7 protein-coding genes are annotated in these 8,696 nt (G+C 76.6%); 4 read left to right on the forward strand and 3 right to left on the reverse strand.

The features are described from left to right. On the reverse strand, nt 1-226 hold a 226-nt coding region (locus FA014_RS15870), incomplete at its 3' end, for a hypothetical protein (protein WP_230323247.1). Nucleotides 227-422: 196 nt separating this feature from the next. On the opposite strand from FA014_RS15870, the gene uxuA reads away from it, so the two are divergent. The 4 genes from uxuA to FA014_RS15890 all read left to right on the forward strand — a co-directional run bounded on the left by uxuA (nt 423) and on the right by FA014_RS15890 (nt 5,614). Next, nucleotides 423-1,604: a mannonate dehydratase gene (gene uxuA, locus FA014_RS15875; RefSeq protein WP_154730621.1), complete on the forward strand. Its 1,182-nt coding sequence runs from the start codon at nt 423-425 to the stop codon at nt 1,602-1,604. A 21-nt stretch (nt 1,605-1,625) separates the two neighbouring features. Continuing rightward, complete coding sequence (locus FA014_RS15880) at nt 1,626-2,657, forward strand: LacI family DNA-binding transcriptional regulator (protein ID WP_154730622.1); 1,032 nt, start codon at nt 1,626-1,628, stop codon at nt 2,655-2,657. Nucleotides 2,658-2,762: 105 nt separating this feature from the next. After that, entirely contained in the window at nt 2,763-4,199 is a 1,437-nt protein-coding gene (uxaC, locus tag FA014_RS15885; protein WP_154730623.1) for a glucuronate isomerase, read from the forward strand. Next, nucleotides 4,196-5,614 carry a mannitol dehydrogenase family protein gene (locus tag FA014_RS15890; protein WP_230323248.1) on the forward strand — a complete coding sequence of 473 codons (1,419 nt, stop codon included), beginning with the start codon at nt 4,196-4,198 and terminating at the stop codon, nt 5,612-5,614. The genes uxaC and FA014_RS15890 overlap by 4 nt, the downstream gene beginning before the upstream one ends. Before the next feature lie 209 nt (nt 5,615-5,823). Here the strand turns inward: FA014_RS15890 and FA014_RS15895 are convergent, their stop codons facing one another. Further along, the gene (locus tag FA014_RS15895; RefSeq protein ID WP_154730624.1) at nt 5,824-8,004 is read right to left on the reverse strand and encodes a beta-galactosidase; all 2,181 of its coding nucleotides are present in this window, start codon (nt 8,002-8,004) and stop codon (nt 5,824-5,826) included. Further along, nucleotides 7,997-8,696 (reverse strand): DUF624 domain-containing protein (locus FA014_RS15900; RefSeq protein WP_154730625.1); only part of this gene is annotated, 700 nt, incomplete at its 5' end. The genes FA014_RS15895 and FA014_RS15900, both read right to left, overlap by 8 nt.

Genomic DNA, 8,696 nt, shown 5'->3' on the forward strand with positions numbered 1-8,696 from the left:
CCGGGGCGGCGTCGGGGGCGCCCGCGGCGTCGAGCAGCCCGGCGAGGGCGCTCTCCACCCGGGACCGCTCGGCGTCCAGCGCGGCGTCCGTCACGGGGACCGGCGCGTCGGCGGGCTCGGGCGCCGGCGCCTCCGGAGGGAGGACGACGACGTCGACGTCGGGGTGGCACTCGTGGACGACGCGCAGCAGCGGGGCCTGCGCGAGGGGGTCCTGCGGGTCGGTCACGGCGTCACTCTAGGGGGACTCGGGCGTGGGGGCGCGGGAACGGCGCCCTGCGCGCGAGGGCCGCCCCGCAGGTCCGGGCCCCGCGCCACGCGCGCGAGCAACTTCTGGCAACCGGTTGTCCCCCGCCACCCGCCCCGGCGACGCTGCTGACCACGCGGGCGGCACCGACGCCGCCCCGACCCCGGGAGGGACGGCGATGGAGCACACCTGGCGCTGGTTCGGCGACCGCGACCCGATCACGCTGGCGCAGGTCCGCCAGACCGGCGCGACGGGCGTGGTCACCGCGCTGCACGACATCCCGAACGGCGAGGTCTGGCCGGTGGAGGCGATCGAGGCCCGGCGCGAGCAGATCGAGGCCGCGGGCCTGGTGTGGTCCGTCGTCGAGAGCGTCCCGGTGCACGAGGACGTCAAGCGCGGCGGCCCGCTGCGCGACCGCGCGGTCGCCGCGTACCAGCAGACGATCCGCAACCTCGCGGCCTGCGGGATCGACCTGGTCTGCTACAACTTCATGCCCGTCCTGGACTGGTCCCGCACGGACCTCGGGTACCCGCTCGAGGACGGGACGTGGGCGCTCCGGTTCGACGCGGACCAGCTCGCCGCGTTCGACCTGTTCCTGCTCCGCCGCCCCGGCGCGGCCGCGGAGTACGACGCGGAGCAGACCGCCCGGGCGCGCGCCGTGCTGGACGCGATGGACGACGAGGCCCGGGAGCGGCTGGTCGACACGATCCTGCTCGGGCTTCCCGGGTCGGAGGAGCGGTACACGCTCGACGAGTTCCGCGGCGCCCTGGCGACGTACGACGACGTGGACGCCGACGCGCTCCGCGCGAACCTGTCGTCGTTCCTGCGGGAGGTCGTGCCGGTCGCGGAGGAGGTGGGCCTGCGGCTGGCGATCCACCCCGACGACCCGCCGCGCCCGCTGTTCGGGCTGCCGCGGGTGGTGTCGACCGCGGAGGACGCCCAGCACCTGCTCGACGCGGCCCCCTCCCCCGCGAACGGGCTGACGATGTGCATCGGCTCGTACGGGTCGCGCGCGGACAACGACGTGGTGGCGATGACCCGGCGGTTCGCGGAACGGATCTACTTCGCGCACCTGCGCTCGGTACGGCTGCAGGACGGCGGCCGGAGCTTCTACGAGGCCCCGCACATCGCCGGCGACGCGGACATGGTGGCCGTGATCGCGGCGCTGGTCACGGAGGAGCGGCGGCGCGAGCGCGACGGCGGGCCACGGCTGCCGATGCGCCCGGACCACGGCCAGCGGATGCTCGACGACCAGTTCCGGGAGACGTACCCGGGGTACTCGCTGATCGGCCGGCTGAAGGGACTGGCGGAGCTGCGCGGGGTCGAGCAGGCGGTCCGGGCGCTCGTCCCGGCGGCGTAGGCCGCCCCCTACGATCGCGGCATGGTGGAGGCCGAGGGCGGCAGCGAGCCGCGGGCGACCCGCGCGCCGACGATCTACGACGTCGCGCAGGCCGCGGGGGTCGCGGCCTCGACGGTGTCCCGGACCTTCGCCCGGCCGGGCCGGGTCAACTCCCAGACGGCGGAGCGGGTGCGCGCGGCGGCCGCGGCGATCGGCTACCGGGCGAACCCGGTCGCGCAGGCGCTGTCGACCGCCCGCAGCCGGATGATCGCGGTCCTGGTGTCCGACCTGGCCAACCCGATCTACGCCGAGCTGCTGCGCGGCGCCCAGGTCGCGGCGTCGGCCGCCGGGTACGGGGTGCTGGTCGAGGACACCCGCGAGGACGCGGCGACGGAGCGGGAGACCGCCGAGCGCATCCTGCCGATGGTCGAGGGGGTGCTGCTCACCTCGTCGCGCATGCCGGACTCCGCGATCCGGAGCATCGCGAAGCAGCGCCCGGTCGTGGTGATGAACCGCGGGCTCGCCGACGTGCCGTGCGTCGTGGCGGACGAACGGCGCGGGGCCCGGCGCGCCGTCGAGCACCTGGGCGAGGCCGGGCACCGCGACCTGGTGTACGTGGCCGGGCCCGACGCGTCCTGGCCGAACGGCGCGCGGTGGCGGGCGTTCAGCGACGCGTGCCACGAGCTGGACATCAGCGCCCGGCGGATCGGGCCGTTCGAGCCGACGTTCGCGGGCGGGTTCGAGGCGGCGCTCGCGCTCGGCGGGGCGCGCGCGTCCGGGGTGCTGGTGTTCAACGCGCTCATGGCGGTCGGAGTGATCCGCGGGCTGCAGCAGGCCGGGCTTCGGGTGCCGGAGGACGTGAGCGTGGTCGGGTTCGACGACGTGCTGATCGGCCAGATCGTCTCCCCCGCGCTGACCACGGTGTCGACGCCGCTGCAGGCGATGGGCGCGACAGGGCTGCGGAACCTGCTGGCGCTGGTGAACGGCGCGCGGTCCCGCGGGGAGCCGGTCGTGGTGCCCGCGCGGCTGGTGGTCCGGGAGTCGTCGGGGGTCGTGGCGGCGCGCGCGGGCTGACGCGGCCGAGCGGCCCGGGGCCGGCACGAACCGGCGCGCACCGGCGCCGGGGCAACTCATGGCAACCGCTTGCAGCCGGGCGGCGGTGCCTCGAACCATGGCCGCATGACAGCGCTGTCGACCCCCGTCGCCCCACCCCGGCTCGCGCCGCACCCCGACCGGCTGCTGCCCGCCGACCCGGCGACGCGGTCGGTCGCCCGCGAGCTCTACGGGGCGGTCCGGGACCTGCCGATCGTGTCCCCGCACGGCCACGTCCCCGCCCGGTGGCTGGCCGAGGACACGCCGTTCCCCGACCCGACCGCGCTGCTCATCACCCCGGACCACTACCTGACCCGCGTGCTGCACGCGCGCGGCGTCCCGCTGCAGGACCTCGGCGTCGGGGTGGCCGAGCCGACGCCCGCGCAGTCCCGGGCCGCGTTCCGGCTGCTGTGCCGGCACTGGCCGGCGTTCCGCGGCACGCCCGTGAAGCTCTGGCTGGAGCAGGTGCTGGTCGAGGTGCTCGGCGTCGACCTGGTGCCGTCCGAGGCGAGCGCCGACGACCTGTACGACGCGATCGGCGAGCGCGTGGCCGAGCCCGGGTTCCGGCCGCGCGCGCTGTACGACCGGTTCCGGCTCGACGTCCTCGCGACGACCGACGACCCGTGCGACGACCTCGCCCACCACGCCGCGCTGCGCGCCGACCCGACCTGGCACGGTCGGGTCGTCCCGACGTTCCGCCCCGACCGCTACCTGGAGGCGGCGGCCCCCGGCTGGGTCGCCCGCGTCGACGCGCTGGGCGAGGTCGCCGGCACGGACACCGGCAGCCTCGCGGGCTGGGTGGAGGCGATGGAGCGCCGGCGCGCGCACTTCGCGGCGCACGGCGCGGTCTCGTCCGACCACGGCCACCGGGACGCGACGATGGCGCCGCTCGACCCGGCCGACGGCGAGCGGCTGTACGCCCGCGCCCGGGCCGGGACCGCGACGCCGGCGGAGGCCGAGGCCCTGCGCCGCGGGCTGCTGTTCGAGATGGCGCGGATGTCCAGCGAGGACGGCCTGGTGATGACGCTGCACCCGGGCGTCCGCCGGGACCACCACGCCCCCTCCCGCGAGCGCCTGGGGACCGACATCGGCGCGGACATCCCCGTGGCCGTCGAGTTCACCGAGGCGTTGCGCCCGGTGCTGCACGCGTTCGGCACGCACCCGCGGTTCCGGCTCGTGGTGTTCACCATCGACGAGACGACGTTCTCCCGCGAGCTCGCGCCGCTGGCCGGGTTCTACCCGTCGCTCTACGTCGGGGCGCCGTGGTGGTTCCTCGACGCCCCCGACGCGATGGAGCGGTACCGCGCGGCCGTGACCGAGACCGCCGGGTTCGCGAAGACCTCCGGGTTCGTCGACGACACCCGGGCCTACCTGTCCATCCCCGCCCGGCACGACGCGAGCCGGCGCGCGGACGCCGCGTACCTGGCCCGGCTGGTCACCGACCACCGGCTCACCCTGGACGAGGCGCACGAGACCGCCGTCGACCTCGTCACCACCATCCCGAGAGAGGCGTTCCGGTTGTGATCACCCTCCCCGAGCACCGCCTGACCACCCCCGCCGGCCTGCGGCTGTCCCGCGCCGCCGGGCACGGCCGTCCCGCCGCGCCCGTCCGCGTCGTGCACCTGGGGCTCGGCGGCTTCTTCCGCGCCCACCAGGCCTGGTACACCGACAACGCCCCCGACGCCGCCGGCTGGGGCATCGCCGCCTTCGCCGGCCGGTCCCGGGCGCTCGCCGAGTCGCTGGCCCCGCAGGACGGGCTGTACACGCTGGTCACCCGGGCCCCCGACGGCGAGCGGTTCCGCGTCGTGTCGAGCGTCTCGGCCACGCACGGCGGGGACGAGCACGACGCCTGGCTGGGCTACTGGGCGGACCGCGCCGTCGCGGTCGCGACGTTCACCGTCACCGAGGCCGGCTACGTCCGGGCCCCCGACGGCGGGCTGGACACCGACCGCGGCGACGTGCGCGCCGACGTGGCCGCGCTGCGCGCCGACCGGCACGGGCCGGTGCGCACGGTGCCGGGCCGGGTGGTGGCGGGCCTGCGGCTGCGCCGGGCGACCGGGGCGGGCCCGATCACCCTGCTGCCGTGCGACAACCTGCCGGACAACGGGGAGGCGCTGCGCCGGGTGGTGCTCGAGCTCGCCGACCTGGTGGACCCGGCGCTCGCCGAGTGGATCGGGGCGCACGTCGTGTTCGGCACCACGATGGTCGACCGGATCACCCCGGCCACCACGGACGCCGGACGGGACGCCGTGCGCGCCGCGACCGGTCTCGCCGACGCCGCGCCCGTCGTGACCGAGCCGTTCTCCGAGTGGGTCGTCGCCGGGGAGTTCCCCGCCGGGCGGCCCGCCTGGGACGACGCGGGCGCGCAGCTCGTCGAGGACGTGCGGCCGTTCGAGCAGCGCAAGCTCTGGCTGCTCAACGGCGCCCACTCGCTGCTCGCCTACGCGGGCACCGCGCTCGGCTACCGGACCGTGGCCGAGGCGATCGCCGACCGCCGGCTGCGCGGCCGGGTCGAGGCCTGGTGGGACGAGGCGGCACGGCACCTGGACCTGCCCGCGGACGAGGTCGGGGCGTACCGGCGCGCGCTGCTGGAGCGGTTCGGGAACCCGAGGATCGAGCACCTGCTCGCGCAGATCGCCGCGGACGGCTCCGAGAAGCTGCCGGTGCGGGTGGCGCCGGTGCTGCGCGCCGAGTGCGCCGCCGGGCGGGTGCCGACCGGCGCCGCGACGACCGTGGCGGCGTGGGTGCTGCACCTGCGCGGGCAGGCCGGCCCGGTCGCGGAGGCGCGGCCGGAGCGCGTGGCGGGCCTGGCGGACGGCGACCTGGCGGCGTCCGTGCGGGCGGTGCTGGACCGGCTCTCCCCGGGCCTGGGCGCGCACGACCCCCTGGTCGCGGCGGTCCTCGACCAGACCCGCGCCCTGCACTTCCTCGCCGCCTGACGCCCCCCTCGCCCCGCGGCCAGCCCCTCGCCGAGGTTGCACTCCTCGCGGGGTTCCGCGCCCTCGAACCCCGCACCTTCTGCAATCTCGGCGGTCCCGCCCCGCTCGCGTCACCGCCCGCGGTCCCTGCGCCGAGGTTGCAGCTGGTGCGGGGTTCCGGGGCCTTGAACCCCGCACCTTCTGCAATCTCGGCGGGAGGGGGCGGGGGGTCAGTGCAGGCGGAGGGGGACGACGGCCGCCGGGGCGAGCGTCACGCGCTCGCCCGCCGCCCAGGTGCGGTCCGTGAGGAGGTCGGTGCCGTCGGCGTGCGCCTCGACCGTCACCGGCTCGGTGCCGTGGTGCAGGAGCAGGTCGACGCGGTCGCCGGTCGTCGTGATGCGGGTCGCGAGCTCCAGGCCCGGGACGTCGGCGTACGGGCCCAGCAGGTCGTGCCGGGCCAGCGCGGTGCGGACGACGTGCGCCAGACCCTCCTGGGCGAGCTCGGTGCCGAGGTACCAGACGTGGCCCTCGGCGGGCGCTCCCCCGGCCCCGGCCGCGTCGCCCCCGGCCGCACGACCCGGCGCCACCGGCACCCGGTTCCGGGTCACCGCCGGCTCGCCCGCGTAGAAGTCGGCGCCGTACCGGGCCATGACCTCGGCGCCCTCGGGGACGAGCACCTCGAACACCATCGACCCGTCGACCGTCAGCCCCGCGCCGCGAGCGCCGTCCCCGTCCGCGGGCCCGTCCCCACCGTCCCCGCCGGCGAACCGCACCGGGTTCACCACGCCCGGCTCGGCGGCGTCGGTCTCGGCGACCCGCACCCCCGCGAGCCCGGCCAGCGGCCCGGGGACGTCGGCGAGGAACCGCCGGTCGTCCTCGTCGACCCGCCCGGACAGGTACCCGGTCAGCACGGTCCCGCCGCGCGCAGCCACCTCCGCGAGCCGCCCGGCCAGGTCGCCCTTGACCAGGTGCAGCAGGGGCGCGGCCACCACGTCGTACCGGGACAGGTCGGCGGTCACCGGCACGACGTCCACCTGCGCGCCCGCGTCCCAGAACGCCCGGCCCCACTCCAGCAGCGTCGGCAGGTACTTCACGAGGCGGTTGGGCCCGTCGGCCATCTCGACCGCCCACCACGAGTCCCAGTCGACGAGCAGCGCCGTGCGCGCGGGCGTCCGGGCGCCGAGCAGCGTGTCCCCCAGCCGCTCCAGCTCCGCGCCCAGCCCCGCCACCTCGCGGAACGCCCGGGTGTCGAGCCGGCCGGAGTGGTCGAGCACCGCGCCGTGGGTCATCTCGCAGGCGCCGCGGGAGGCCCGCATCTGGAAGAACAGCACCGAGTCGGCGCCGTGCGCGACGGCCTGCCAGGACCAGAGCCGCATGATCCCCGGGCGGCGGACCGGGTTGACGTCCCGCGACGCGGTGACCGTCGGGGTCTGCTCCATCAGCCAGAACGGGGCGCCCTCCTTGAGCCCGCGCATCAGGTCGTGGGTCAGGGCGGTGCGCCAGGGCTCGTCGCAGCGCGGCGGGTAGTTGTCCCAGGACGCGAAGTCGAGGTGCGGGGCCCACCGGTGGTAGTCGAGCGGCTGGAAGAACCCCATGAAGTTGGTGGTCACCGGCAGGTCGGAGTGCGCGCGGATCGCGGCCTTCTCCTCGCAGAACTGGCGGATCGCGTTGTCGGTGCTGAACCGGTAGTAGTCGAGCGTGATGCCCTGGAACGCGGTGTACCCACGGCCCCTCCAGTGCTCGGTGAGGGCGCTGGGCGGCTCGATCTCGTCCCAGTCGGTGAACCGGTGCGACCAGAACGTCGCGTTCCACGCCTCGTTCAGCGCGTCGAGCGTGCCGTACCGGGCGCGCAGCCAGAGCCGGAACTCCGCGGCGCACAGGTCGCAGTAGCAGGCCCCGCCGTCGCCGCCGTACTCGTTGCCGATGTGCCAGGCGATCACGGCGGGGTGGTCGGCGTACCGCTCGGCGACCCGGCCCGCGATGCCCGCGGCCAGCCGCCGGAACGCCGGGGACGACCAGCACGCGTTGTGCCGCTGCCCGTACCGGTGCTTGCGCCCCTCGAAGTCGACGCGCGTCACCTCCGGGTACGCGCGGGCGATCCACGGGGACAGCGCGCCGGTGCCGGTCGCCAGGCAGACCTGCCGGCCCTCGTCGGCGGCCCGCTGCACGATCTCGTCGAGGACGGTGAAGTCGAACGTGTCCTCGGCGGGCTGGGTGAGCGACCAACTGAACACCCCGAGGGTCACGGTGGTGATCCGGGCGGCGTCGAACGCCGCGTGGTCGGCGTCCCAGACGTCCTTGCCCCACTGCTCGGGGTTGTAGTCGCCGCCGTAGGCGAGCGACGGGGTGCGCGGCAGCCGCGCCGGGGTGGCTGCGGGCGCGGGCGTGCGCAGCGGCGGGGCGTCAGACATGGACGGTGAACCTCTCGGTGACGTCGGCGACGAGCGGGCGGGCCATCACGTGCAGCAGCAGCACGCCGGCCCAGGCGAGCAGGACGGTGACCACGTCGAACGCCAGCACGGTGACCGCGGCGCCGACCAGGAGCAGGCTCAGGACGCCGAGGCTGAACCGCCACTGCGGCACCACCTCCGCCAGGGCGATCCGCACGGCGTCCCGCAGCCGAAACGCGAACCGCGCCTGCAGCACGGCGAGGTGCCCCCCGACGACGACGAGCAGCGCCGCGAGCACCAGGCCGGCCGGACGCAGCGCGGCTCCCCCGGGCACGACCTCGGCGTGCGCGGCGTTCACCGCCAGCACGGCGAGGACGGCCAGCAGGGGCGCCCACCACGCGAGGGTGCCGAGGGCGTCCCGCCGGTACGCGCGCCAGAACCCGCGCGCGGGCGACAGGTCCGGGTCGACCTCCCAGGCGCGGGCCGCGGCGAGCCCCGCGACCACGGCGGGGCCGACCGGCAGCAGCGCCGCGGCGAACACCGGCAGGTTGCCGGCGGAGCGGTCGAGCAGGACGACGAGCACCGCGGTGGGCAGCGTCGTGAGGACCAGCAGCGCCTCGAGCACGAGCACCCGGTAGACGGCCGCGGCCCCGCGGGACAGCGGGCCGCGCCCGACCTCGTCGTCGGCCCACGCCCGCGCGGCGCTCACGCGG

The organism is Cellulomonas hominis, from assembly GCF_005239125.1.
GTDB lineage: Bacteria > Actinomycetota > Actinomycetes > Actinomycetales > Cellulomonadaceae > Cellulomonas > Cellulomonas hominis_A.

What these genes read in the sequence shown, in the direction of transcription:
- uxuA (WP_154730621.1), top strand. Translation starts at nt 423, where the DNA reads ATGGAGCACACCTGGCGCTGGTTCGGCGACCGCGACCCGATCACGCTG.
- FA014_RS15880 (WP_154730622.1), top strand. Translation starts at nt 1,626, where the DNA reads ATGGTGGAGGCCGAGGGCGGCAGCGAGCCGCGGGCGACCCGCGCGCCG.
- uxaC (WP_154730623.1), top strand. Translation starts at nt 2,763, where the DNA reads ATGACAGCGCTGTCGACCCCCGTCGCCCCACCCCGGCTCGCGCCGCAC.
- FA014_RS15895 (WP_154730624.1), bottom strand. Translation starts at nt 8,004, where the DNA reads ATGTCTGACGCCCCGCCGCTGCGCACGCCCGCGCCCGCAGCCACCCCG.